The organism is Arthrobacter sp. MDT2-16 (assembly GCF_054510925.1).
In genome coordinates this window covers 232601-255750 of sequence record NZ_JBTNDP010000001.1, presented here as the reverse complement: position 1 = coordinate 255750, position 23150 = coordinate 232601, and the positions used below count along the sequence as shown (strand labels likewise).

General features: G+C 62.1%; 25 protein-coding genes. 13 read left to right on the top strand and 12 right to left on the bottom strand.

Annotation, left to right across the window (positions count from 1 at the left end; all coding sequences use genetic code 11):
* Window positions 1-94 precede the first annotated feature (94 nt).
* Window positions 95-2767 (bottom strand): coiled-coil domain-containing protein, encoded by a 2673-nt coding sequence (locus tag ACX80N_RS01250; protein ID WP_459337971.1) that lies wholly within the window; start codon window positions 2765-2767, stop codon window positions 95-97.
* 277 nt (window positions 2768-3044) lie between these two features.
* Here ACX80N_RS01250 and ACX80N_RS01245 point away from each other — a divergent pair, with 277 nt between their 5' ends.
* The 3 genes from ACX80N_RS01245 to ACX80N_RS01235 all read left to right on the top strand — a co-directional run bounded on the left by ACX80N_RS01245 (window position 3045) and on the right by ACX80N_RS01235 (window position 6386).
* Window positions 3045-3782, top strand: coding sequence for a helix-turn-helix transcriptional regulator (locus ACX80N_RS01245; protein ID WP_459337970.1), 738 nt, complete (start codon window positions 3045-3047; stop codon window positions 3780-3782).
* A gap of 1319 nt (window positions 3783-5101) precedes the next feature.
* Window positions 5102-5542 carry a hypothetical protein gene (locus ACX80N_RS01240; RefSeq protein WP_459337969.1) on the top strand — a complete coding sequence of 147 codons (441 nt, stop codon included), beginning with the start codon at window positions 5102-5104 and terminating at the stop codon, window positions 5540-5542.
* Between the two features lie 421 nt (window positions 5543-5963).
* Entirely contained in the window at window positions 5964-6386 is a 423-nt protein-coding gene (locus ACX80N_RS01235) for a hypothetical protein (protein ID WP_459337968.1), read from the top strand.
* A 30-nt stretch (window positions 6387-6416) separates the two neighbouring features.
* Here ACX80N_RS01235 and ACX80N_RS01230 read toward each other — a convergent pair whose 3' ends face one another.
* Window positions 6417-6881 carry a GNAT family N-acetyltransferase gene (locus ACX80N_RS01230; protein WP_459337967.1) on the bottom strand — a complete coding sequence of 155 codons (465 nt, stop codon included), beginning with the start codon at window positions 6879-6881 and terminating at the stop codon, window positions 6417-6419.
* Between the two features lie 191 nt (window positions 6882-7072).
* Here ACX80N_RS01230 and ACX80N_RS01225 point away from each other — a divergent pair, with 191 nt between their 5' ends.
* The 3 genes from ACX80N_RS01225 (at window position 7073) to ACX80N_RS01215 (ending at window position 9448) form a co-directional block, all read left to right on the top strand.
* A complete protein-coding gene (locus tag ACX80N_RS01225) occupies window positions 7073-7540 on the top strand; it encodes a hypothetical protein (protein WP_459337966.1) in 468 nt (155 codons plus the stop codon).
* The gene (locus ACX80N_RS01220; RefSeq protein ID WP_459337965.1) at window positions 7533-7835 is read left to right on the top strand and encodes a transcriptional regulator; all 303 of its coding nucleotides are present in this window, start codon (window positions 7533-7535) and stop codon (window positions 7833-7835) included. Before ACX80N_RS01225 ends, ACX80N_RS01220 begins: the two co-directional genes overlap by 8 nt.
* Window positions 7836-9046: 1211 nt before the next feature.
* A complete protein-coding gene (locus ACX80N_RS01215) occupies window positions 9047-9448 on the top strand; it encodes an ankyrin repeat domain-containing protein (RefSeq protein WP_459337964.1) in 402 nt (133 codons plus the stop codon).
* Window positions 9449-9727: 279 nt separating this feature from the next.
* On the opposite strand, the gene ACX80N_RS01210 is transcribed toward ACX80N_RS01215, so the two are convergent.
* Window positions 9728-10174, bottom strand: a complete 447-nt coding sequence (locus ACX80N_RS01210) for a hypothetical protein (RefSeq protein WP_459337963.1) — start codon at window positions 10172-10174, stop codon at window positions 9728-9730.
* A gap of 1547 nt (window positions 10175-11721) precedes the next feature.
* On the opposite strand from ACX80N_RS01210, the gene ACX80N_RS01205 reads away from it, so the two are divergent.
* Window positions 11722-12327 (top strand): DUF1349 domain-containing protein, encoded by a 606-nt coding sequence (locus ACX80N_RS01205; RefSeq protein WP_459338457.1) that lies wholly within the window; start codon window positions 11722-11724, stop codon window positions 12325-12327.
* Between the two features lie 102 nt (window positions 12328-12429).
* Complete coding sequence (locus ACX80N_RS01200; protein ID WP_459337962.1) at window positions 12430-12915, top strand: hypothetical protein; 486 nt, start codon at window positions 12430-12432, stop codon at window positions 12913-12915.
* A gap of 170 nt (window positions 12916-13085) precedes the next feature.
* On the opposite strand, the gene ACX80N_RS01195 is transcribed toward ACX80N_RS01200, so the two are convergent.
* The 4 genes from ACX80N_RS01195 to ACX80N_RS01180 form a co-directional block, all read right to left on the bottom strand.
* Complete coding sequence (locus tag ACX80N_RS01195) at window positions 13086-14135, bottom strand: LLM class flavin-dependent oxidoreductase (RefSeq protein WP_459337961.1); 1050 nt, start codon at window positions 14133-14135, stop codon at window positions 13086-13088.
* Window positions 14136-14188: 53 nt separating this feature from the next.
* Complete coding sequence (locus tag ACX80N_RS01190; protein ID WP_459337960.1) at window positions 14189-14554, bottom strand: DoxX family protein; 366 nt, start codon at window positions 14552-14554, stop codon at window positions 14189-14191.
* Between the two features lie 256 nt (window positions 14555-14810).
* On the bottom strand, window positions 14811-15305 hold the full coding sequence (locus tag ACX80N_RS01185; RefSeq protein WP_459337959.1) for a MarR family winged helix-turn-helix transcriptional regulator: 495 nt from the start codon (window positions 15303-15305) through the stop codon (window positions 14811-14813).
* A 186-nt stretch (window positions 15306-15491) separates the two neighbouring features.
* Window positions 15492-16142, bottom strand: coding sequence for an NAD(P)-dependent oxidoreductase (locus tag ACX80N_RS01180; RefSeq protein WP_459337958.1), 651 nt, complete (start codon window positions 16140-16142; stop codon window positions 15492-15494).
* Window positions 16143-16407: 265 nt separating this feature from the next.
* Here ACX80N_RS01180 and ACX80N_RS01175 point away from each other — a divergent pair, with 265 nt between their 5' ends.
* The gene (locus ACX80N_RS01175) at window positions 16408-17424 is read left to right on the top strand and encodes an LLM class flavin-dependent oxidoreductase (protein WP_459337957.1); all 1017 of its coding nucleotides are present in this window, start codon (window positions 16408-16410) and stop codon (window positions 17422-17424) included.
* 260 nt (window positions 17425-17684) lie between these two features.
* Here the strand turns inward: ACX80N_RS01175 and ACX80N_RS01170 are convergent, their stop codons facing one another.
* The gene (locus ACX80N_RS01170; RefSeq protein ID WP_459337956.1) at window positions 17685-18200 is read right to left on the bottom strand and encodes a MarR family winged helix-turn-helix transcriptional regulator; all 516 of its coding nucleotides are present in this window, start codon (window positions 18198-18200) and stop codon (window positions 17685-17687) included.
* A gap of 113 nt (window positions 18201-18313) precedes the next feature.
* On the opposite strand from ACX80N_RS01170, the gene ACX80N_RS01165 reads away from it, so the two are divergent.
* Window positions 18314-19105: an SDR family NAD(P)-dependent oxidoreductase gene (locus tag ACX80N_RS01165; RefSeq protein ID WP_459337955.1), complete on the top strand. Its 792-nt coding sequence runs from the start codon at window positions 18314-18316 to the stop codon at window positions 19103-19105.
* Between the two features lie 233 nt (window positions 19106-19338).
* Here the strand turns inward: ACX80N_RS01165 and ACX80N_RS01160 are convergent, their stop codons facing one another.
* Both ACX80N_RS01160 and ACX80N_RS01155 read right to left on the bottom strand, forming a co-directional pair.
* On the bottom strand, window positions 19339-19590 hold the full coding sequence (locus ACX80N_RS01160; RefSeq protein WP_459337954.1) for a hypothetical protein: 252 nt from the start codon (window positions 19588-19590) through the stop codon (window positions 19339-19341).
* 382 nt (window positions 19591-19972) lie between these two features.
* Complete coding sequence (locus tag ACX80N_RS01155) at window positions 19973-20860, bottom strand: SDR family NAD(P)-dependent oxidoreductase (protein WP_459337953.1); 888 nt, start codon at window positions 20858-20860, stop codon at window positions 19973-19975.
* Between the two features lie 193 nt (window positions 20861-21053).
* On the opposite strand from ACX80N_RS01155, the gene ACX80N_RS01150 reads away from it, so the two are divergent.
* Window positions 21054-21896: a helix-turn-helix domain-containing protein gene (locus tag ACX80N_RS01150; RefSeq protein ID WP_459337952.1), complete on the top strand. Its 843-nt coding sequence runs from the start codon at window positions 21054-21056 to the stop codon at window positions 21894-21896.
* Window positions 21897-22083: 187 nt separating this feature from the next.
* Entirely contained in the window at window positions 22084-22395 is a 312-nt protein-coding gene (locus tag ACX80N_RS01145; protein WP_459337951.1) for a hypothetical protein, read from the top strand.
* A gap of 42 nt (window positions 22396-22437) precedes the next feature.
* Here ACX80N_RS01145 and ACX80N_RS01140 read toward each other — a convergent pair whose 3' ends face one another.
* Window positions 22438-22593, bottom strand: coding sequence for a hypothetical protein (locus ACX80N_RS01140; RefSeq protein WP_459337950.1), 156 nt, complete (start codon window positions 22591-22593; stop codon window positions 22438-22440).
* A 27-nt stretch (window positions 22594-22620) separates the two neighbouring features.
* Window positions 22621-22884 (bottom strand): hypothetical protein, encoded by a 264-nt coding sequence (locus ACX80N_RS01135; protein ID WP_459337949.1) that lies wholly within the window; start codon window positions 22882-22884, stop codon window positions 22621-22623.
* A 3-nt stretch (window positions 22885-22887) separates the two neighbouring features.
* Between ACX80N_RS01135 and ACX80N_RS01130 the strand changes: the two genes are divergently transcribed.
* On the top strand, window positions 22888-23103 hold the full coding sequence (locus ACX80N_RS01130; RefSeq protein ID WP_459337948.1) for a hypothetical protein: 216 nt from the start codon (window positions 22888-22890) through the stop codon (window positions 23101-23103).
* The last annotated feature ends 47 nt before the right edge of the window (window positions 23104-23150 follow it).

Sequence of the window (23150 nt, the reverse complement as noted above, 5' to 3'; positions counted from 1 at the left end):
GGTGTGAAGTGGTCCGGCCCCGTTTCGCAGGGTGGGGCTGCTCAACGGGGCCGGAGAATCTACTTCATCAGGGTGCTCTCGGGGGAGAGGGGGGTTACTGGTCGTTCATCTTGAGTGAGCGGCGTGCCCAGACGCCGGCTGCAGCGAGGAGCCCGAAGCTGGCGGCGAGCATTCCGCCCAGGGGGACTCCGCTGTCGGAGGTGCTCTCCACTGCGGTGCCGGTCTGGACGTTCATGCCACGGTTGGCACTGGAGAGCGTCGAGCCCTGGCCGCCGGTTCCGCCGGTGCCGGTGATGATTCCGCCACCGATTCCGGTGCCGGTTCCGCCACCGACGATGACCTCGACGTTGCCGTCCCCATCGATGTCGATGTCGATGTCGATCGTGATTGTGCCGGAGCAGGCGACGATCGCGGCGTCGAAGAGGTCTTCGAGGGCACCGAGGTCGATGCTGATCGCGTCGGCATCGATGCGGATCTCGTTCGCTGCCGCGACTGCGGCAGTCAGGCGTGCGTTGGCAGCGATGATCGCCTCGAGGTTCGCGGCCGCGGCCAGTGCGTCGCGGGCTTCGTCAACACGATCCTCGGCGGCGGCCAACGCAATCAGGGCGGCATCGAGATCGGACTGAGCCGCGTCAACGTCGGCTTGTCCTTCAGCCGCTGCTGCGACGGCCGTGGCGAGGGAAGCCCGTAGGGCGACCAGATCGATTCCCGCTTGGATACGTACCTGTGCTGCGCGGGCGTCGTCGATGTCCTCCTGCAGGGCGTCCAGGTCGATGTCCACTTCAGCCTGAGCCTGTACGGCGAGAGCATCCCTGAGCTCGATGCGCAGATCGGCGAGGATTGCTGCTGCGGCGTCCCGATCGTCCTCGAGAGCATCAAGGGTCGCCTGCAGGGCTGTGATCCTTGCGGTGCCTTCGCCCTGGAGTGCGATGGCTGCGTCGAGGGTTGCCCGCAGGGCTGTGATTCTCGCGGTGCCTTCGCCCTGGAGTGCGATGGCTGCGTCGAGGGTTGCCCGCAGGGCCGCAACCCTCTCTGCACCGTCGGCTTGCTCACCGAGGGCCACATTGAGGGTGATTTGGAGGGCCTCGATCGTCCTGATGCCTTCAGCCTGATCGGCCTGCGCATCGGCGAGGATCTCCCGGAGAGCGGCGGTGGCCTGCACATTGGCGGCCGCATCGGTCCGGGCATCATCGAGTTCGATCCCCAGTGCGATGATGGCCTGCTCATTCGCGACCACAGCACCATTGGCGAGGCCGAGCTCCGCCCGAAGGTTCGCCACGAGAGTCTCGCCTGCGGTATCGGCGTTCACGGCCGCGACGAGCGTGGCCTGCAGGCCGCCAAGCGTCAGCTGGGCAGCGGCCAGAGCCGTTGTGGCTGCTGCGAGATTCACGCGGGCGGCGACGACAGCCGGGGAGTCCACGGACACGGCCACCAGGGTTGCTTGTGCGGTCGCTAGGACAGTCAGTGCTGCGGTGTTGTTCGCGTTGGCCTGGTCGAGCGCTGCTGCTGCGGCATTGATCAGTGCCTGATCTCCGGTCCCGACCGCAAGGGCCAGATTGGCCTGCGCAGTGAGGACTGCAGTGTTGGTGGCGGCGGCGTTCTGGCTGGCTACGTTGACGGCGCCCTGAGCTTGAGCGATCACTCCGGCCTGGATGGCAAGTGCTTCGTTCAGAACCCCAGCGGCGATGTTGGCCTCAGCCTGCAGTCCACTGACGGTGTTGGCACCAATGGTCACATTCGCGGCGGCGACGTCGACGGCGGCCTGCAACCCGGGAAGGGCCGCTACGGCAGCATCGAGCCGGAGCGTGAGATCGGCGGCGTTACCTGCCAGGACGGGCCGGGCAGCGATGGCATTGGCGAGATTGCCTTCCGCGGTCACGACGGCGGCATTCAGTCCGACCTGCGCCGCGATGACAGTGGCAAGGTTTGTCTCTGCGGCGGTGACAGCCGCGTTCAAACCGAGCTGGGCTTCCTCCGCGCGGTTGACGTTGAGCTGCGCAGCGAGGACAGCGGCGTCGAGGGGCTCCTGATCTTCCTCGGCAGCAAGAAGATTCACTCGCGCTGTCGCGACAGCGGTATCGAGGGCTTCCTGGTCTTCCTCGGCGGCGTCGAGGGCGTCCTGCGCGACGTCCACAGCGGCGTCCAGAGCCACCTGGTCTTCCTCCGCGTCGTCGAGGGCATCCCGGGCGGCATTGACGTCAGCGTTCAGGTCGGCCAGAACACCGACGGCGATCGTGACCTTGTTCTCAGCGGCTACGACGTCAGCCTCAAGCTGCGCCAGAAGGGTTACAGCGTTCGCCCGCGCCGTCACTGCGGCGTCAACATCGGCCTGCGCATCCGCAAGGGCCCGCACTGCGATGTCGAGATCGATTCGTGCGTCCTCTACGGCCTGGTCAAGGGGTTCCTGATCCTCTTCCGCATCGTCGAGGACCTCTTGAGCTCCTTCGGCGTCAGCCTGCGCGTCGGCCAGAACGATCAGCGCCGCGTCCAAGGCGGCTTGAGCGTCCTCTATGTCACCGGGAACGGCCGCAACGAGCGCGTCACGCTCGGCCAGGGCAATGAGCACGGCCTGAAGAGCTGCTCCCAACTCATCCGAGAGCGCCTGGTCCGTCTCGGCGTTAGCCAAAGCCGCCCGGAACAGGTCCTGGGCAGCGAGGCACTCTGCGGTATTCGGTGCGGCCGAAGCCGGGGCCGCGGTAAAGAAAAGACCGCCAGCTACGAGAGCGGCGGTCGAACCTGCGGCAAGAAGTCGGTTGTGCTGAGCCATGACGATGTTTCCCCTTTGAAGAATGCTTTCCTGAGTAAAGCGAGCCAGCAGGACGCCGTTGAACCTGAGAATCGGCTGAGAGACCTGAGAATTTCCTGTAAACGTGTCCTAGGTCTTATGCCACACCACCCCTGGAGCGGGCGCCACGGCCACGCGGCTAGACATCTTTAGCCGAACGGCTACTAAGTAGCCTGAGTAATCGGTGGAAAGTACCCGAGTGGTCAGGGACACTGAACAAGTGGCCAGCGTCGGCCGCCCGGGGGGCAGGTGGGGGAACATGCGCATTGCAGCACGGTCTCAGAACTATGTGAAGGTCCATCTGGCGTCGAAGGACGTCCTGACAATCGCCGGGTTACGGCAGCTTCTCAAACCCTGTTCGTTCATCACCGTCATCGGCACAAGTGCCGATGAGTCCTCCACGATGGCAGCGATTACAGCCGAAACCCCTGACGTGCTCCTCTTCAGCGCCAACACCGAAGCGGATGTGAGACGGGTCGCCCGAGCTGCTCGTGCCATCAACGAGTCGCTGAAGATCGTGGTCCTGACCGATGAAGCCCTCGCTGTGCAGCTCATGGCAACCCGCCAGACGCGCCTCGAGGGAATCCTCATCGCAGGCGGGGACTGTCTTCAAGACATCGGCGCAACTTTGCGCATCGTGCACCACGGCGGCCACGTGACTTCCCTCCATCACGAGACCCGGTCCTACCCAGGCCCGCAACCAGTCAGCCCCAAAGTAGCTGCACGCCTTCGCTCCCTCTCCGGCCGGGAGACCACCATCCTGCGGGAAGTAGTCAAAGGCTACACAAACGCAGAGATCGCCAAGCTCCTTCACGTCAGCGTCGCCACCATCAAAGCGGACCTGGCCCGGATCATGACCACCATGGGAGTCTTCAGCCGGGTCGAACTCGCGGTCATCGCGGTGCAAAGCGGCTTCGTGGACGTATTTCACCAAAGCCAGGGCCATTTGCGTCCGATAGCCTCGCTTACCGGGCGGGAATACGGAAGCCCGGTGTGACCGACTAGTCATGGAGGGTCAACTCGTGGAGCCGATGAATCACGCGGCATCCCGGGATCTGTTCGCGCTCCTCAGCATCTGCGCTAACGAAGCCCTCAAAGTCCTCGTGCTGCGGGTCGAGTATGCGCGGTAGGAGCGATGTGTTCACCCGTCGCATCGCTTCCCTAAAGGTCCAGTAGATTCCGGACAAGGCGCTGCAGGACGGGTTCATCCGATACGGGCGGGTATACCCCACACACATGGAGGTGAACCGCAACGGGATCCTGAGTGCGCGCCCGGTTTTCCTGCATGATCCTAGGTGACGCACCTTTTCTGGATCAGAAGACCTCTCCGAGCAAGTTGAACCACTCCGGTACGTTTCGATGCGCTCCTTAGAAAACCTGCTCATGGACCCTGTGCTGAACCGCCTGCGAAGGCGCCCGAGTCTGGCCGACACCGCACACGCCATCCTGGGACGGACCCTCAACCTCTGAATACCACCCACGAGCGTCCGCTTGATGGCCAGATCCAGGCTTTCCGAGGTGTTCTGCGTAGCGCGCCACGGGGACTCCGGTGGAGGAAACTCTTCATGGAGGTCGGCGTCGAGGTGACTGCCGAATACCCGCGTATTCAGGTTCAGGCCCGATGCTGGTCGGACTCGAGTGACGTCAGCTGTGCTCGTGGTCCTGAGCTTGGTGCGTTTGATTTCCCATCCTTACCGCGAGGATTTACAAGAGCAGCAATCACTCCTCGCTCCTGATGCCATCAGTGGCGTGTTGGGCGCTATGTCAGATGGTGGACGTCAGTGGGGTCGAGCATGCGATGACCGATGACTGCGTGGCCCTGTGTGCGTGATGGGACCGCTCGTTGGCACGCACGTGTCGTCCGCGCTTCATTCCCTTCGCCTGCCGGCCAGTACGGGATTGGGGTGAGGTCAATGTGACGCGTCGCTCCCGGGGAACCTCTTCAAGCAGTGTCATCCACGTGCCCGACGGGGTGAGGGTGGTAACTAGGAGCACTTTGAGGAGGTTCAGGATGCTCCTGGTGCGGGATGCCGGATTGTCCATGGAGGTACCTTTCGTTGTCATTGCCTCCATGCTTCTAGCTGTGACGTCTGCCCACATCGGGGCTTGGTGCGACCTACTCATAGTGACCCTCCGCCCTGGGAGGGAGTGGTGAGTCACCCTCGACTGCGAGGGGGGGGGAGGTTTTCCCGAGAGGGTCGGTGCACCCTTGTGCGACCAGGGTAGGAGGGCTGGTCGTCTCTGGGTGCGATGCGCCGGCTGCTTGTCGGGACAAGAGTGGAAAGCGCACATTTCAGTCTTCCAACGAGTTCGTCCGTGAATAGCACGTCCCTGCAGTCCTTTCCCCGCCGCTTCATGATCGGCGGATTCGCTTTCCTGTCGATGGTGACGTTGTCCTCCTGCGCGGGGCTCAGTGACCCGAACCACGAGAAGGAATCGTCCTATGCCAAGGCCAGTGATATGGACGAGGGGACCATTGAGTTGCAGAACTGGATTCCGAGAGAGGCGACTGACGTGAAGATCAAGTTCAGCACGACGGCCGAAGCCCGCCCGATCACCCGCTTCACCCTGCCGGGCGGGCAGCTTCCCGCACAGTGTGAGGACGCAGCCACCGCGCCGTCGGCACCACAGCTCGAGGCGGAGTGGATGCCCGAGGACGCCGCCAGTCAGGCAACAACTCTGTGTGGCGACTTCGCTATTATCGCGGACGGATCAACGATTACCGCATGGGACACCAGAGCACCAGAAGCGAGCTGAGAGGGTTCCTCAAGTAACGCGTGGAGCGGAGTCACCACTGCACAAGCGCGGTCAACACCGGCGAGTCGGCCGATGCTCGCTACGACGGGTAGACGTCGCGGGATCAGGGCAGGATCGGGTCACCTGCGTGTGCATGGTCGGGGATGCATGTCCATAGGGGAGCTGGCTTCGACCGGGAGTACGATGCCGCCGATCACTGCGCGTCGTTCATCGATGCCTCGCACGGTCTCAGGTTCCAGTGCTCCCAGGGTTGTCGCTGGCGCTCCGCCCGCAACACCTCGGACGCGGCGGCAGCCTGGGCACACGAGGATCCTCCTGCGGGATGGTGCTGTTGCACTTCCAGTCACGCATCAGATGAGCCTGCGCCCGTTGGTAGCGTCATCACCAGGTAATGCTGTGGCGGTTACCGAGGGGGACGATCATGCACTTCAAGCAGGCAGCAGCGGCAACAGTCCTGGTTTCAACGCTGATCGTGATCAGCGGATGCAGTAGTGCCGAATACGGCATCGCGGCCTTGGATCGGGAGGCCGCCGCTGAGGACCGGTTACCAGACGTCGTCATCGATGAGAGCGTGAATGCCGACTCGGTCAGGAAGGTCGCTGAGCAGCATCAGGTCGCCTACTTCGTAGGGGTGATGAACGACGACCAGGGCTACTGCGCGTACGCGGTCGATAACGATGACTTCATTGGAGGTTGTGGCCGCGGCAATGGTCAACTAGTCACCGTCTCGCCAGGTGGAGGCTCGAAACTGCCTCAGATGACGCTGGTCATGGACTCTTATGACAGCGCTGACCTGAAGCGCGACAACTGGGTTGAGGTCCATACCAACATCCTCATCCGGTAGAGCCGGAAAGGACTGCACCTGAAGAGATCCTTAGAGAACCCCTTCTTCTCGGGGACCGAAATCCTTGAATGCGACTACCTCTCCGAACAATTCCTCTCCTGTCGGAACGAAACCGAGCTTGAGGTAGAACCCTTCCGGGCCGTGTTCTCCGTGTTCCCACAGGACAGAAATGCGTCGTACGCCGCGGTTTCGCGCCTCCTCCTCCAAACTACGGACGGCGAACCGTCCCACCCCGCGACCCTGAGCGGTTGCGGCCACATTGAGCCGCCAGATCCCGGCACGGAAGGCTTCGATCTCGTGGTCGGGATCGAAGTTCCCCATGATGAAGGCCAGCACTTCGTCCCCGTCGACTACAAGACGCGGCCAGGCCGTGGGGTTGACGTAGGCTTCGGCGATCGATTGCACCACCGGCGCTACGAACGCTTCCTGTTCGGGTCGGAGCGTGATGCGCACGGCCTTACCGAGGTTCTCCGAAGTCAGGGAAACAAGTTCCATGCACCGACGATAAGCACCATTGCGGTCACCCGCAGTCCTGATCGACGGACGATCACCAAGGCATCAGCCGGCGCTATACGGCCACAAGACTGCTTTTCATGACGACGTTGGGCTGACAGAGGCAGTAGGTGTCGACGCGAGAACACGCACATGACTTGCCACAACGGAAACAAACCTTTAGTCTTTCCACCATGGAAACTAATCATCAGGGACCCTCACGCGATGAAGCCATACACGCGCTGGAGGGGCTTGCCGTAGACCGTGACCGGCTCGCGGCAGGTATCCAGGTTCCCTGGTTGCTCCTTGCAGGGTTAGGAGCAGTGGCAGCGTGGTGGGTCAGCGCAGCCGCCGCTACAATCCCTGGCGAGAACTACGAGCCGCCAGCGGTAGGTGGGCTCGTCCTGGCCATTGTGTTCGTGATCATCTACCTGATCCAGAGAGAGACTGGCGTCCGATTCGGGAGCATGGGATTGCGGGCCGGATTGGCCGTGGTCGGTATCGTCGTCGGCTGCCTGGCGCTGTTCAGCGTCTCTCTCGGCCTGGTGTCCTTCGGCCTGCACTGGACCGTCACTTTTACCAGCATCATGGCGTTCGCCCTCACGACATGGCTGGCGTCAGTGGCCTATCGCTCCGCGGCCCAGAACCTCCGCCGTGGGTGAGGCGCGTTTCGACGACGTCATACACGCGCCGCTGCGCTTGCGGATCTGCGGGCTTCTCCGCCCTGTCGACCGGCTCGACTTCGCGGTTCTCCGGACCGCCCTGGAGGTCTCGGACGCAACACTGTCGAAGCACGTCAAGACGTTGATCCTTGCGGGGTACGTTGTTTCCGATAAGACGGCGTCGGCGGATCGTAGTGATGCGCGCCGGGTGATGTGGCTGTCACTGTCCCGACCCGGAAGAGCGGCTTTCGACGCACACATACGGGCACTCCGGGAAATAGCCGGCACCGTCTGACACATCATTCGTGGATCAGGTGTCAAGGGATCCCTCGCCGCATGTCGCCAGATGCGATCCCGCTGAGTGTCCCGTTGAAGGACGCTCGAGCCGGTCCGCAGTGTGCTCGACTGCCCGAGAGACGAGCTCCTGCTCTGGCGAAATGAATGACCACAAAAGTACGCGGCCCATTCCTTCAGGCCCGCCACTGACCTGAACCGCCCACGACTCTTCAAGGATTCGGCTGCGAACAGTGGGGTACGCGCGACCCCTTTCTCTGCACCTGTCCGAACAAAAAATGCGCCTCTGTGGCACAGTGAACACCGTTCGCGGCAACGCATGAGGGGGACGGAATAAGTGCACCACGATGGTTCGGTTTGCTTCTCGCGGGGATAGTACTGATCTATTCCGTCATAGCTGGAGTCCGGGGATCCGGTCCTCTGTGGGCAACCGCTGCGGCCATGGTCATTGTCATCGCAGGAATCCTTCGGAGTGCTCGAAAAAGTCGGCCCCGCCAAGGACCGCCGCCACAGAACCCAGCACCATGAGTGGCGTCCATACCGGGCCCTAAGCGCAACCGTAGGCAGCACGGATCTCGCGTTGCTTGGTAGCTGACCCGTACGTCCCGAAAGACCATCCTGCGGTGGGACGACTCCGGCATGTGTGGGCGCCGGGCGCGGTGCTCGATTTGATAGGCGGCTGGTTTTGCCGGGCTGCTTCGGGCATCAAGCTTTCGAGCGCATCATCTTCTCTGCGGTGTGGAGAACGAAGTGCTTGCTGAGGACCCGCGTCGACAAAGCGGCAACGAGACTGTTCATGCGTCCGTCGACGACGGAGGGCGCTTTCGTGGGCATGGCTTTCCACGCAGTGTCGACCACCTGGTGTGTTTGGCGCTTGTTCTTCCCCGCTCCGGGGTTCATCGGGGTGTCGGTGTCTCCAGGGGCAACGGAGAAGATCTGGAGGCCGTGGCCGCGATGTTCCATAAAGCGCTGCGACCTTCGCTCCACTTACCGCTGCGACTCACACGAGAAGTGGCTGATTGTTGTAGCGGAACCGGTTTCTATGTTCCACTTCTATCCGATGGTGGCGGGTTCTGTTACCTTCGGCTTTGTGTCAGTCGGCGGAGCCTGGCTTGTTGATAGCTTCGTCACGCAGGCACCGCCTGCGGGGCCATTCGCGGCGTACCAGCGGAGGTTCAAGGGTATGAATTCGGGCGAGAGGGCGCGGGCAAGATGAACGAAACTACGGCGAAGCCCGACTTCACCGACGCCGAACTGCAGTTTCTGGACTCGGTTTTCGAGCTCGCACGGGAGGGACACACTGATGAGCTCATGGGTCTTGTGAGTTCGGGTATTCCAGTGAACCTGACGAACTCTCGAGGCGACACACTGCTCATCCTCGCGGCGTACAATCGACGGGCAGACACGGTATCAGCGCTCCTCAGTGCAAGCGCGGACACCAGCCGGGTAAATGACATGGGTCAGACCGCACTCGCAGCCGCGACGTTCCGCTGCGATGCGGGAATAGTCAGCGATCTGCTCCGGGCCGGCGCAGATCCACACCTCGGATCTCAAAGTGCGATCGCTGTCGCCCGGCAATTCGATCTAAGAGACATGCAGACCCTATTCACTTGATCGCCGGTGCCGGTGACCTGTCCGAGGTACTGGGCGGACACCGTAGTAGCCGAGAACTAATCCGACGCTGATGTCGGGCACGAGGCGTCGAATGGTTACAACGACGGTCGGGGTGGTTCCACCGAGGGCTACGCCGGTTAAGGACCGCAGGTGCCCAGCCTCTGAACATACTGCCCCCTGTTATCTCAGTGACAGGGGGCAGTATGCGTCATGTGCCACGAAAGGGAGCGTCCGGGGAACCGTCCTCCTGGAGGGCAGGCTGAAAGGCGTCCGGCCGGACTAGCTGATGGTTCTTGTCCAGGTCTCTTGATTGGCGGTGCGTTGCCAGTGCTGGCGTGGGTCTTCCCACTCGCGTGCGGCATTGGTCAGCCAGATGGTCGTGTCGGGGTTCCACCCGGCGATGACAGTGGACGTGTCGGCGTCGACGTGCAGCGGACAGTTGGCGCTCGTCAGGTACGCCAGGGTTGTCAGGTGCACCGCGTCCCACCGCTCCGCGAACTTTTCCCAGTCCGGAATCACCCACCTGCCATCGTGTCCGGTGCAACGGAACCAGTCATGACGTCGGGACGCGGTGACTTCCAAGGGGTGTTCACGGCACAGGGACACCCAGTCCTCACCACTGCGTATTTCGTAGGTGCGGCCGGTACCGCGCACGGCGATCACGGTTGCCTGCTCCCAGCCAAAGGAGTCTTCGATGAGATTCAAGCCCAGGGGTATCTGCCCCACCGTGTGCAGGGTTCCTTGCGGGAAGGACCACCACGTACCCGACCAGGGGGCGTGAGGATCTCGGGGCCGTTCCTTGGCGGCGCGCACTTCCTCGTCGCGTGCACGGCGAGCCCATGCAGCCAGGGTTTGTGATGGTTCCCGGGGTAGAGGTGCTGGATCATCGGGTGATCGCCAGTCGATGGCCCACTGTTCGACCTGCCGGCTGTGCAACCACCACTGTGTGGACGGTGACGTCATGATGTGGTGGGCGAGTGGGGTGAGGGCAGCTGTCACCTCGGGAAGGACGGCGAGGACGTCCTCTCCGTCAGGTTCCTGCCAGGGACGTGATGTGTCGACCGCCTCAGCCAACGCGCGATCGATGGCCTCAGGCCCAGCCTGTGTGACCTCGAATGAGGCCAGAGCGCTGAGAAGGTCTGTGAGCGAGGGCCGCGGTGGCAGCTCAGCGTCGTCGTCTGAGATGGAAACTAGAAGTACCCGGGACGTGCCACTGCCCGGATCCAGGTCATGGGCGAGCCAGAACACTGCAGACCTGACAGATGGATCCAGCTCCGTCACAAGCTGCAGGCACAGGCGTCGCCCACGAGGCCCTGCCAACAGCGCTTCCGCCCCCATATTCATCTGCTCACCTTACGTGCGAGCTCGCGTTCACCACAGGATCGCCTTCCGGTGAGCTCATTGACACGTGGAGAGCTGGCTGACTGACTAGCGGGATGACGACCGACGCGGTTCTCGACAAAGTGCTGTCCTTGAGCCATGCAGCGGTAAGCGGAGATTTGCTCTCCGACGCAGATTCCCTAGCAGCAGGGATCGGCGCGACAGGCTGGAGCCGCTCAATCGACGGAGGGCACTGGCATTGCCCTGATGAACCGTCCTGGTCGTTGATTTCTTCGGATCACGCCCCAAATCTCGCGGTCTTCCTGACCGACGAGGACGCGGCAGCGATCTTCACAGCAGGCCAGGACCTCGCACGACGACTCGATCGGCTCGCAGGTGTGTCCCGTCACGGGGTTAGTCCCGGCTGGCCGACCTGGTCCCTGGACGACCAACGCTGGGCAGAGTGGAACGGGCTTGGGCCTGACTGGGTCATGTGGAGCGGCGGTCCGGCCCGGATCTCGCTGAACGTCAGTCCCGCCTATCAGCCAGGACGTCACAATTCGCCGCCGCACCTGCACTTCCAGATCGAGCGCCTCGACACTCCGTCGGAGGGTCTTCCGGTGGACCATGATCGCGCCCGTCGGATCGTGCGCTCGGGATCACCTGTCGCGCGGTGGTACCTCGCCGGCGAGAACGACTTACCCCAGGACGTCATCGACGCACTTCAGCGTGATGAGGACACGGCTGTCGTTGCGGCCGTGGAGTCAGGCGAGAAGTTCCGCACCATGCATGCTGCTGCCCAGGAACACATGAGGCGGCATGAGGAGTCACCCCAACTCCGGCCGTTGGCATTCCCGCCGAGGGCTCCCTCAGCGGCATCCTCACCGTCTTATCGGATGTGCCGCTGCTTGAATAGAGCTGATGAATTGAGCGACCGATGTAGGGGATGTGACGTGACACCAGCAACTGGAGAAGCCCACGATGTATGGAACCGGGGTACGTGGAGCAACCCTCCCGTGAGCGTGGTCGCTGACGGCCGGACGCTGCTGGTAACCGCAGCCGAGAACAGTGACGCCTGGAGGCACACCTCCTACGGCTTCGTCCATGACAGCGCGCACGCCCTGCTGGCACCGTTCCCCGTAGAAGGCGCGGTAGAGGTCTCATTCCTTTTGGATTACACGGAGCAGTTCGACCAGGCAGGGATCTATCTGCACGTCTCGGAATCTGTGTGGATCAAGGCCGGCGTGGAGGTGTCCGACGGCATCCCACAGGTTGGTGCCGTCGTCACACATGGGGTCTCCGACTGGTCAGTGGCACCTGTCCCCGAGTGGATTAACCGGGAAGTCACAGTGCGGCTTAGCAGGGCCGGTAACGCCGTCACCATCAGAGCCCGCGCTGGAGATGAGCCTTTCCGGCTCATCCGTGTCGCTCCTCTGAGTGAAACAGCGGCCGCGGCCGGCCCATTCTGTGCCTCTCCCACTCAGGCTCACCTCAGGACCACCTTCACCGGGTGGATTGAAACCGATGCAGATGCGACGCTGCACCCTGAACACGCCTAGAGTCGCCAACCGGGTGTCGAAGGTCGCGATGCAGCAGTACCTCGCCTCGGTCAACCCTGGGCGCTGATGCAAGCATGGGTAACGAGCATCCGAAAGTGCTTCATGATCCCCGCCCTTGATGCGAGCGCGATCGCGGAACTTCTCGAAGACGTCGACCTCTCCGTCGCTGTCGACTTCCTGCTCACTTTCGATGCACGCCTGGGTCGCCGGATAGAGCGCATCGGACAGGCTCTTGGGGACCATGACGAGGAGGAGATCACCACGGCACTTCTGAGCCTGCAAGCCAGTGCTGCGATGGCCGGCGCAACTCGACTACAAGCATCAGCAACCTGCGCTCTCGCTCAGCAACCGATGGGATCAAAGCCCTCCGAAACCTTCATGCGGGAGCTTCAGGGACAGGCCGACATGTTCAGAGACGCCGTCGCGAACTTCCTCATCCCGGCCGTACCAGCGACGCACCCTGAGCCGCCCGGTAGACCTCGTCGGATCGATCCCATCGGACAGGGACCGGGCAAGGATGCCGCGATCCCGGAGCATGTTCACGATGTTGAATCGTGGCTCACAAACCTCGAAACCAAGCACTTCTGAGACGAAATACGGTAAGACAAGTCCATGAGACAAGGTGAAGCTCATGATTCCGGGGGAGTGGTTGGGCGGTGCCCCACCCGTTCGAGCGCCTTGTAAAGCTTTAGGTTTGTGAAACGTGTTCCCTGCTCGGCTTGCGGGAGGTTCGGCTATCAGAAGGACAAGGATCAGGGTTAGGGCAGCGTCTGTTCGTGCATGAGTTCGCGGACGCGGGGTGCTACTTGGGTTCCGTAGAGTTCGATGCTGTTCATGAGGTGGGTGTGTCCGAGTAGGCCCATGCTGTAGCGCATGTCGAAGCGGGAAGCGCCGAGGAGCCGGAGGTTCTTGGCGATTTTCTGAGCCACGGTCTCGGGGGAGCCGATGTAGAGGGCACCGTCAGGTCCGGCGCCCTGGAGGTACTGGGCACTGGAGAAGGGCGGCCATCCCCGTTCACGGCCGGCTTTCTCCATGAACGCCATGTGGTGCGGGTAAACAGTCTCAAGTGCTTCCTCGTCCGTCTCGGCCACGTAGCCGGAGGAGTGAATGGCGATCGGCTGTGCCGGCTTGCCGAGTTCTGCCAGGGCCCGCCGGTAGAGATCGGCGTAGGGTTCGAAGCGTGCCGGTTCGCCTCCGATGATTGCGAGCATCAGCGGCAGTCCGTACTGGGCTGCCCGGACCGCGGACTGGGGGGATCCGCCAACGCCTACCCAGGTGGTTATGGTGCCTGATTCGGGGCGGGGGTAGACCCACTGGTTCGTGAGGCTGCCGCGCTTGGTGCCCGACCAGGTGACGGGAGCGTCCTTGAGGAGTTCCGCGAACAGTTCGATTTTCTCCTCGAACAGGATCTCGTAGTCGGCGAGGTCGTAGCCGAACAGGGGAAAGGACTCGGTAAAGGACCCACGGCCGAGGACCACTTCGGCGCGGCCCTGGCTGAGGGCGTCGAGGGATGCGAATCGCTGGTAAACGCGGACGGGGTCGTCGCTGCTGAGTACGGTGACGGCGGATCCTAGGCGGATGTTTTTGGTGCGGGCCGCGATCGCGGCGAGGACCACTTCCGGGGCGCTGACGGCGAATTCGATCCGGTGGTGCTCGCCGAGGCCGAAGAAGTCCAGGCCGAGCTGGTCGGCGAGGACCGCCTGGTCGACCACGTCGCGAATGGCTTGTGCGTGGCTGATAAGGACGCCATCGGTGGTTTCGGTGACGTCACCGAACGTGTCCAAGCCGAGCTCGATGGGGTACTGCATAGTGTTCTCCTGATCATGATCCGGCCCGTGAGCCGTGATCCGTGGGGTGGGGACTAGCTGAGAGTTGTGAAGCCCAGGACGGCGGTGGTGATCGACAGGACGGTGAGTACGGCCGGAGGAATGACTGGCTCGTGTCGGCGCTGGTGGACGACGACAGCTCCGATCATCACGATGGCAAGCCCGGTGGCGGCGATGGGGGTGAGGACGGGGGCAATGCCGGTGGCCAGAGGCAGGATCAGGCCGAGCGCGCCGACGATCTCGAGCAGCCCGATGAGTTTGATCGTGGTGGGGGAGAAGTCCTCCGCCCAGGGCATGCCGCCGTCGATCAACGCGGTGCGGGGCTTGACGAGCTTTATGAAGCCGGCGCCGAGGAAGGCGATGGTGAGCAAGGCGACGAGGATCCAGAGGGCGATGAGCATGACAGTCCTGTTCTGAAGAAGTACAAGGTGAAGGTGGGAAAGAAGGGCAGGAGGAAGGAGTGCCACAGCATACGAGGGCATGCGGCTGCCGGGTGAGTGTGTTGGGTACGGTGCCTCGCGGGTGGGGAGGATGTAGTTCAGCGCGCAGGAATGAGCGGGCCCGAGAAGGGACCATATGTTGATACCAATAGCTGGTCGTGATGTCCTCGGGGAAGGACATGTCCGGGACATCTATCTCCCCGAGTAGGGGCAAGGGTCAGCAGCCGGTGGTGGGCCGGTTCTGGAGGTGGGTGCGGAGGGCCTGAACGGCTGTTTGCATGGCGTCGAGTTGTTCGGGGTTGAAGGCGTCGATGAAGACCTCGCGGACCACACGCAGGTGTGAGGGAGATGATCTGCGGAACAGGTCGGCTCCGGCATCGGTGAGGGTGATGGTCGCCCCGCGGCTGTCACCATCGACCTTGTGACGGGTGATCAGTTCACGATCCTCCATGCGGCGGAGGTGGTGGGAGAGTCTGCTGCGTTCCCATCCGATGGTTTCCGCCAGGTCCGAGGAGCGCAGTGCCCGGTCTGGTGCCTCGCTGAGGGCGAGCATCACTCCGTAGTCGCCCGGGGACATGCCTGAGGTTGCCTGGAAGTCAGCGGTGAGGGCACGTTTCACGGCTTCGGAGGTCTCGATATAGTCCCGCCAGACAGCGAGTTCGTCCCGAGTGGGTGAACGCTTGGTCCTTACCGGGACTGTTGTCTCGTCCATGCCTGTTCTCCTTGTTGCTATCTCGTCCCGACACCGCCGGACCGATTTCCCGACCCGAGGGTGGGCCCAGGAGCTGCCGGTCCGGCAGCTCCTGGGAAGGTTCGATCATCCCAGACGATCGACGTCATGACCCGAGTGCGTGTTCGTGGTGGCCCCAGGGAGCGAAGCCGCCCCGCTGCGCCGGCGTCAGTAGGCGACGGAGAAGCGCTGGCGGGAGTGCTTGGGCTGCTCGATCTCGTCGACGAACGCGATCGCGTAGTCGGCACCGGAAATATTCGACTGGTGATTCTCGTCGCTGAGCAGGACGTCACCGCCCAGGCGGAAGGTGCCGGTGCGCTCACCCGGCGCCCAGGCACCGAAGCCACCGGCAGGGCTGAGGTAGAACCAGTCCAGGTCGGCCGGTGCTTCGCGGAGGGCTTCGAGGACGTCTGCGTGGTTCTGGGCTTCGGGGCGGAAGTCCGCCGGGAAGACCTCGAGGTCCATGACCTTGGGTCCGCCGTCGTAGGCGTGCAAGGACCCGGCTCCACCGACCACGCCGAGCCGCGCTCCGGCGGCGAGGGCGGCATCGATGACCGCAGGAATGGAATCCACAAGACGCGGTCCGCCGTCCTCGGTGGCGCTGGCCGGCAGCGACACGACGACGACGTCAGCATCCGCGACAGCGGTACGGACCGTTTCGGCGTCGTGCAGGGATCCGGTGCTGAAGGAGACACCCTCAGGGGCGGTGTCCGGTGAACGGCGGGCGACGCCCTGGACGTCGTGGCCGCGGGAGACGAGCTCGGTGGTGATGTTGCTTCCGGCGTACCCTGTGGCGCCGAAGACGATGACCTTGGACATGGGGTCCTACTTTCTGAGAGTGCTGTTGGAGGTTCTTGGTCGGAGCTTCCGTCCGGCCGATACTCAGAACACTACGCCCATGTAATTGACGTGTCAATTATATTGCTGACCAAGGGTTCATGGCGTCGGGCGCAGCCGACGCCGTGTCGCACTGAATGCGCACAGCAGGCCCTGGAGAGTAATTGACGTGTCAACTACTTGGTCTGTATGCTGCAGATCGATCCGTCCTGCGGAAGAGCCTGCAGCGGGTAAGGGAGTGAGCATCATGAAGAAGATCGGGTTTCTGTCCTTCAATTACTGGAGTGACCAGCGGGGTTCACGTGTGCGTTCCGCGGGGGAGTCACTTCGCCAGTCGGTCGACCTGGCCGTGGCGGCGGAGGAGATCGGCATCGACGGTGCGTATTTCCGCGTCCATCACTTCGCCGAGCAGCAGGCCAATCCGTTTCCTCTGCTGGCCTCCATCGCGGCGAGGACCACGGCACTGGAGGTCGGCACAGGGGTGATCGACATGCGGTATGAGAACCCGCTCTCCCTCGCGGAGCAGGCTGCAGCCACTGATTTGCTCTCGAGTGAGCGCCTGCAACTCGGGGTAAGTCGTGGTTCACCCGAACACGCGGACCGCGGGTACCGCTACTTCGGGCATGAGCCAGAACGGGGATCCTCGGACGCCGATATGGCTCGTGAGCGGACGGCGGACCTGCTATCGGCTCTCGAGGGAGGACCCATAGCCGCACCGAATCCTCAGCTGTACCCGGGAGGCCGGAAGCTGCCTATCACCCCGCGCTCGGACACTCTGCGCGAACGCGTGTGGTGGGGCGCCGGGAACCTCCACTCAGCGCTTTGGGCGGCGAAGCAGGGAATGCAGCTGATGAGTTCCACCTTGATCCAGGATGAGAAGGACATCCCGTTCGACCGGCTGCAACTCGAGCAGATCGACGGGTTCAGGAAGGCCTGGCACGGAACCGGCTGGGAATGGGCGCCCCAAGTGTCCGTGGCCCGTAGCATCATGCCCATCGTCGATGACGCCACGCGCGCCTACTTCGCCGGCAAACGGTCCGGAGGTGAAGGGGTCGGGCAACTCGAAGGAATCAGCAGCCGCTTTGGGCCGAGCTTCTACGGTGAACCGAAAGAGCTCGTCGAACGGCTACGCCACGACGCGGCCCTCGATGCTGCGGACATGGTGATGATCACCATCCCCAACCAGCTCGGCGTGGAATTCAACACCACGCTGCTCGAAGGGATCAAGGCGGTTGGAGACGCACTGGGTTGGAACCACCCCTGACCCGTATAAAGCGTTCACCAGCACAAGCTTCAGCCCCTGCTCGGAACGTGTTGAAAAAAGCAGGGCGAACACTTCAAGTGCAGCCCTGGATTGTTGATCGAAGCGCCGTAATCGAGACGATAAAGGGACAGAAGTTGATTGCCCTACGTGCGGCTTGTTGTGCAGCTTGTTGTGCGCGGTGCACATGGCGCAATACCTTTAGCGGATCAGCCGGGTGTAGGTAGGTGGAGTCCGCAGGGTGAAGCTCAGGGCCGTCCGCTCTACTCAGGGGTAGCGGGAGACTGGCCGGTTTGTGGTGGCCGCCATCCCTCGTCCGTTCGGATGGCTTGCTGGATGCGCGTAGTGATGTTGTGGAGCTGGCGTCTTTGAGTGGCCGTCAACGGGTCCAGGACCAGCTTCCTCACTGTGGCGACGTGAGCCGGCGTTGCCTGTTCAAGTAGTTCATGTCCGACATCGGTCAGGGTTGCCCGGGTTGATCTGCCGTCCTTCGGGTCCTGGGCGCGCTGCACCAAGCCCCGGCCCTGGAGTCGTGCGACTGCGCGGGACAGTCGTGACAGTGAACTGTTGGCGAAGCCAGCCAGCTCACTCATGCGAAGGGTCTGCTCGGGTGCGTTGGACAAAGCGAAGAGGACGCCGTGCTCGAAGTGCGTCAGGCCGAAGTCGTGCATCAATGGCGCATCGAGCGCTGGCGGCAACCACTCCAGAACTGTTGCCAGTCCCACCCACGTTTCGAGGTCGTCCCCCGCAAGATCTTCCGGCCGGCGGGTATCAGTCATATGACCACAGTACGAGAACCAACCCGGACCCGCCGCTTGTTTACTTGACCAAGCAACTATCGAACCCTAGAGTTTAGTTTCCCAGTCAAGTAATAGATGAGGTACGACGAAGCATGGACATGCAGTTGGCGACGAAGCGAGCGTTTATCAGCGGCTCCACCCAGGGCATTGGCTACTCAACCGCGAAGGCCCTTCTCGATGAGGGAGTCTCGGTCGTCATCAATGGGCGCACCGAGGATCGGGTCGAGAATGCGGTACGGAAACTGGAATCAGAAGTACCCGGCGGCACCGTCTCAGGCATCGCCGCCGACTTCCGTGACCCCGCCGAGGTACAGCGCCTCGTGGCGTCGCTCGATGGCATCGACATTCTCGTCAACAATGTTGGGCTCTTCGACGTGAAGCCCTTCGAGGGCACCTCTGATGATGACTGGGCACGTTACTTCGACGTGAACCTCATGAGTGGTGTGCGGCTCTCACGGGCCCTACTTCCACAGATGGTAGACGCAGGATGGGGCCGGATCATCTTCATCAGCAGCGAATCAGGCGTGAACATCCCCGCAGACATGATCCATTACGGCGTCACCAAAGCCGGAATGCTCGCCCTGGGGAACGGACTCGCCAAACTCACCCGTGGTACCGGGGTCACGGTCAACACGATCCTCGGCGGACCCACCTACTCCGACGGGGTAGCTCAGACGGTGGAGCAGATAGCGGAGGTACAACAGCTCGCGACAGACGATCTCAAGGCAATAATCATCAGTGGGAACCAGACCTCGCTTCTCCAGCGGTTCATCGAGCCCGACGAAATCGCCACCCTGGCCGTGTACCTTGCAAGCCCCCTGTCGTCCGCAACGAATGGGGCCGCGGTGCGAGCCGATGGAGGGGTACTCACCTCGATCCTCTAGTAGAACGTCGCGGCCCCCTGTGACTCCGCCCGTCACCGCACAAGAAAGATCGCTACTCACGCGAAAAGGCACCTCTGCTGAGAGAGAAACGCTACTTGTCCCGTAAGTGTTCATTTATTCGAAGGTACATGAATGTGTCCGGTTTGAATCATGTAATGAGAGGTGGAAAGCCGATCTTAGAGGATGATTGCTGGGCTCTTTATCATGCGAGGTGAACACCCTGGATGGGGACTTTAAGTGAGGGAGTCACCCGTAGAGGGGGCGGGGTCTCCGGCAAAGGCTGCTTTGACGAAACGGCTCGGGTCATCGACAAGGACCTCGATTGCCCCGGCTTCGATTCCGGCGAGGCTTGCTTTTGCCACCTCTGCCGAGTGGACCTTCGGGCCTTCGACGCCGGCCATCATGTCCGTGTCGGTTCCTCCGAGGTGGACGCCTTGGACGAGGATGTTCCGGCCGGCGAGTTCCACTCGCACCCCGTTGGTCATGCTCCATTTCGTGGTTGCAGCGACCGAGTAGGACCCGGACCCCGCAGCGGTCACCCAAGACAGACGGAAAGGACATTCACTATCGCCCCTGACCGCTGGGCCTCAATAACGGGGGCGAATGCTCCAATGACTCGGAGAGTGCCGATTGTTCTGATTGTTGACGCCTCTAGCCACGACCATCGGGTTCGTTGGGTCGGGCAGAATGGCGGCATGTGTGGACGCTTCGTGATTGCAGGGAGAACAGGCATTATTAGGGCTCGATGGAGTGTCATCTAGCGATCGGCTATCGCGCATTTGTCATCGATGGTTCGGGGGGCCAGACGCCATCGCTTCCCTGACCCCGAGGCCGGCCGCGATCGGGAATGTTTGGTCGACGTAGGAATCAGAGCATGAAGGCAAAATCCTTGCCGACGATTTTATTCGTCTTCTCCCACAGGTCGTGGGCTAGGTTCTCGTTGCGGGCGGTGCGGGATGGTTGGCGGATCTTCGGGTATCCCTTGATGCTCGCGAAGCCGTCGGGGCCGACGTAGGAGCCCCCGGGGACGTCCTGTGTTGCCGCGTAGAGGGTGGGGAGGGCGCCTTGCTCGACGGTGTTGAGCATCGGCCCGAGGTAATTGATGCGACCGGTCAGTCCACCGGCGTGCGAAGCGAGGGTGGTCCTGGCGATGCCAGGGTGGGCGGCGATGGAACGAACGGGACTGTTGGATGCCTTCAGGCGTCGCTGAAGTTCGTTGGAGAACAGGATGACGGCGAGTTTGGAATCCGCGTACGCGGCGAGGTCGTCGTACTTCCGTGTCTTCCAGTCCAGGTCATCGAGGCGGACGTGACCGGTCCGGTGGAGTTGGGATGACAGGGACACGACCCGATCGGTGATGTGAGGCAGGAGTGTCCTTGTAAGGGCGAAGGCACCGAAGTAGTTCGTCGCCATCTGCAACTCGAGCCCGTCACCGGTGTACGCGAGGGGGACTTGCATGATGCCCGCGTTATTGATCAGTACGTCGATCGGGTCGGACCAGTTCCGCCCGAATTCACGGATGGATTCGAGGTCCGCGACGTCCAGATGGCGGATTTCGATCCGTCCCTTCGTCGGCCCGATGCTGCGGACGACGTGTGCTGCTTTGTGCTCGTTGCGGACTGCCATGATCAGGTGTGCGCCGGCGCGGGCAAGCTCCCATGTCGTTACTTCGCCGAGCCCTGCCGTAGCTCCTGTCACCATGATCGTCTTGCCGTTCAAATCCGGCAGGTCCGCCGTCGTCCACTTACTGGTCATTGCCTACTCTTTTCTTCATCCGTGCTCGGACGGGGTCGGTGGTGGGGTTGGCACCGGTCAAGAACCATTGACTTGGTGACGCTCGGCAACGCTACGGAGATAGTCATGCCTGAGGAAGGACCCACTTATCCTCTGACTATCAGGCAGTGGTTGGGATGTGGCCGGCCCACGAGTCGTGCTGGAAACTACTCGTATGGAGAGAACCGCGCTGGCCGAGTTCTTGCGTTCGAGGCGGGAGAAGCTTCAACCCGAGGACGTCGGCCTGTCCAAGGGTGAGCGGCGTCGAACGCCGGGGCTTCGCCGGGAGGAAGTCGCAGCTCTGACAGGAATGTCCGCCGACTACTACTCGCGGATGGAACGCGGTCATAGCCCGAAACCCTCGGAGCAGATGCTCGCAGCTCTCGCCCGCGGCCTGCGCCTATCCCTGGATGACCGCGACTACCTGTTCCACCTGGTGGGCTACGACACCCAGCAGCGTGTACGCCGCACAGACCACGTCGATGTGGGACTGATGCGCGTTCTGGACAGACTCGCCGACACCCCTGCCATCGTCCTCAATTCCCTGGGCGAGACACTCTTTCAAACCCAACCAGGGTTGGCGCTCCTGGGCGACCAACGGGCTCATCACGGGTTGGCCCGCAGTGTCATCTACCGGTGGTTCACCGACGACAGTGAGCGGAACCTGTACCCGGTCGAGGAACATCCCCAACAATCGAGGGTCCTCGCCTCTCAGCTGCGGGAAGTCCTGACACGAGAAGGCCCCCGATCCCGTGCAACCGACGTCGTCGACGCCCTACAGATCACGAGCACGGAGTTCGCGCAGGTCTGGGCGGAGCACCCCGTGGGATGGCGGTACAGCGAACACAAACGCCTCCTCCACCCCGAGCTGGGGGAGCTGATCGTGTACTGCCAAAGCCTCCTGGACCCCGAGCAGACCCAGACACTGCTGGTCTTCACCGCAACGCCCGGCAGTGAGAGCCACGACAAGCTGCAACTGCTATCCGTCATCGGGACGCAGACACTGAGCTCCACATGAACCGCCAGCGAAACCCAGTGGAAGGAACCAATCACGATCACTTCACCGCACTCAGCCATGGGACGTATGGCTAACAGGTGGGTTTCAATCCCGCGGAAGCGTTGATGTGGTAACTACCTGGGTCCACACTTAGGCACATGGGGTTCCGCTTCTTGGAACAAAGACGTAGGTCGAACTAAGGAGTGACATGTCTGGTGCAACGCTGGCAAAGTCCACGATGACGTTCGGAGCGCGGTTCGGAGTCGCGGCAGTCGCTCTGCTTGTATTGGGCCCGATCATCAACACGAACTTCGGCGTCGGAAACAGCTTGACCTTCCTGTCACTACCCGAGATCTGGGACACCGCACCAGCAGCCGTGCTGGTATCGCTGATCTACGTGGTGCTCTTGTTTACTAGCTTCTTACTCTCCGTAATCCTCGTCACGGCCTCCCTCATCATTCGTCACAGCGAGACAAGCGAAGAATCATTCATGAAGGACACTGCCTCCACCATTCGCTGAGCGCATCTTCCCCGCTGAGCGCCATTCCCGTAGGAGGATCCTTCAGCGGGCGGGGAAATTGCCTTCGTAGTCGTTCCACATGCCGGCCAGGATCTGCATCGCGAACAGCTGGTCGTCCACGGATGCGTCTTTGCCATCGAAGTCCATGACAAAGTAATTGACGCTGAATCCGTCGTCGAGGTTTGCCTCGTATTCCATCGCCGTGGAGTGGGTCCGGAAGCGGTATTAGTTGGCTTCAACCGTGCTGTATGCCTCGACGCACCTGATGTCGCTGTTACACGCCGTGTCGGTGATCTCCACGACGTCGGTGGAGACGTTTTTCCCGGTGTATTTGGCGTCCATCACGTCCTCGAGCGTGAGGGTGAGCTGAGGGTGCAAGAACCAATAAATCATGCCCGCTATAAAAATCAGTAGCACTCCCACCAGGACAGCAATAAGCCAGTTCTTTCCCATACCGCCCAAGTATGGAGGAGTGGGTTCTAGGATCACCGGATGGATCCCTTTGACGTCATGGTCGAGCACGAAGTGTTCCGCGTCAGCGAGCGACGCCAGCCCGGTGGGGCCTTATCGTATGACCTCCTGTGGATCAACGGACCAGCTAGTGGGACATACGGCTTCATTGTCGGACGGACCACGCTCGGGACGGCAGGAATCACCTCGGACGATGCAGCCCGCATGACACGAGAAGAGCTCGTCGCGGAAGTATGAGGGTTCGTCGAGCAGGTGTTCGAACCAGGAGGCATCGGTGAGAGCTG